The sequence below is a fragment of the Pseudolysinimonas sp. genome, from assembly GCF_031389465.1.
Lineage (GTDB): Bacteria > Actinomycetota > Actinomycetes > Actinomycetales > Microbacteriaceae > Pseudolysinimonas_A.
The window spans coordinates 1-1816 of the sequence record NZ_JANMSQ010000024.1; the positions used below are offsets into that span (position 1 = coordinate 1).

At 71.5% G+C, this 1816-nt stretch carries 2 protein-coding genes and 1 pseudogene; all 3 read right to left on the minus strand.

The window, feature by feature from the left end; genetic code table 11:
* A partial coding sequence (locus tag RMO30_RS00825) for an aconitase family protein (RefSeq protein WP_309708233.1) occupies positions 1 to 914 on the minus strand: 914 nt, incomplete at its 3' end.
* Between the two features lie 135 nt (positions 915 to 1049).
* A complete protein-coding gene (locus RMO30_RS00830) occupies positions 1050 to 1226 on the minus strand; it encodes a translation initiation factor 2 (RefSeq protein ID WP_309708235.1) in 177 nt (58 codons plus the stop codon).
* 200 nt (positions 1227 to 1426) lie between these two features.
* A pseudogene (locus RMO30_RS00835) lies at positions 1427 to 1816 on the minus strand (class I SAM-dependent RNA methyltransferase); the annotation flags it as partial.

Genomic DNA, 1816 nt, shown 5'->3' on the forward strand with positions numbered 1-1816 from the left:
GCGCGGTTCGCGAGCGGCACCTGCGCGACCCCATCGCCGTAGAACTCGACGAACTTGCCGACGACGCCGTGCTCGCGCAGCTGCTGCGTGATGGTCAGCACGACGTCGGTCGCGGTCACCCCCGGCGGGATGGCGCCCGACAGCTTGAACCCGACGACGCGCGGGATCAGCATCGAGACCGGCTGACCCAGCATCGCGGCCTCGGCCTCGATGCCGCCGACGCCCCACCCCAGCACGCCGAGCCCGTTGACCATGGTGGTGTGGGAGTCCGTTCCCACGCAGGTGTCGGGGTACGCCCGCAGGATCGGGGAACCGTCGGCGCCGACGGCACCGGGCACCGCCCGGGTCATGACGCCGCGGGCGAGGTACTCGATGTTGACCTGGTGCACGATGCCGGTGCCCGGGGGCACGACCTTGAAGTCGTCGAACGCCGTCTGGCCCCAGCGCAGGAACTGGTAGCGCTCGTGGTTTCGCTGGTACTCCAGCTCGACGTTGCGTTCGAATGCGTCGGCCCGACCCGCGACGTCGATCTGCACGGAGTGGTCGATCACGAGCTCCGCCGGCGCGAGCGGGTTGATCCGGTCCGGGTCACCGCCGAGCTCCACGACCGCCTCGCGCATCGTGGCGAGGTCCACGATGCAGGGCACGCCCGTGAAGTCCTGCATGACGACGCGCGCCGGGGTGAACTGGATCTCGGTGTCCGGCTGCGCCGTCGGGTCCCAGCCCGCGAGGGCGCGGACGTGATCGGCGGTGATATTGGTGCCGTCCTCGGTCCGCAGCAGGTTCTCCGCCAGGATCTTCAGGCTGTAGGGGAGCCGCTCCAGGCCTGGGACCGCGGCCAGCCGGAAGATCTCGTAGGCGGTCTCTCCGACCTCCAAGATCCCCTTCGACCCGAACGTGTCGACGTTGCTCACTCGTGACTCCTTTGCCAGGCGGACGGCGACGGCTGGAGGGCCGCCGCACGACGGCGCCCCCGGCGCCGTGCGGGGGGAGCGCCGTCAGATATCTCGACGTCAACATACATCGTATCGCGTTGCGGGCCGGGCGACCTACTTCTTCGCCTGCTCCTTCGCGAGTTCGTCGGCCATCTTGCGCTCGTGCTCGACGGCGCGCTCGTGCGCCCGCGGGTCGTACTCCGGCGTGCCGGACTTGCGGGCCTCCGCGGCGGCGACCTTCCCCGCCTCGATGTACCGCCTGGCCGCTTCGCTCTCCTGCTCACTCGTCACCGTGCACCCCTTCCGTCCCCGGGCGGCCCCGCGCGGACCGCCGCAGTCCGACGCTATGCCGCCGCCGCGGGCCGGGCCAGACGTCACCGCCGCGAGTTCGCTGTTCCGTCGTGAGTTCGCTGTCCTGTACCGGCGAACTCACGGCGGAACAGCGAACCCAGCCGGGATCGGGGCTCGAACTCGGCGTGCGACCGGTCTGGTCAGCGCTCCAGGACCGCGACGCACTCCACGTGGTGGGTCATCGGGAACAGGTCGAACGCCCGGAGCCCGGTGAGCGCGTAGCCGGCCTCGGCCAGGTACGAGACGTCGCGCGCCAGCGCGGCCGGGTCGCACGCCACGTAGACGATCCGTTCGGGGCGCAGCTCGGCGATCGAGGCGACGATCTTGCGGCCCGCACCGGACCGCGGCGGGTCGAGCACGACGGCGTCCGCGTGGACGACGTCGGAGTCGGCGTCGATGGTCCCCGCCAGCACGCGCGCGACGTCGCCGTGATGCAGCTCGATGTTGGACCGGTCGTGCGAGTTGCGCCGGGCGTCGTGGACGGCGCGCGCGTCTCCCTCGACGGAGACGACCTCGCCGGCCGGCCCGAC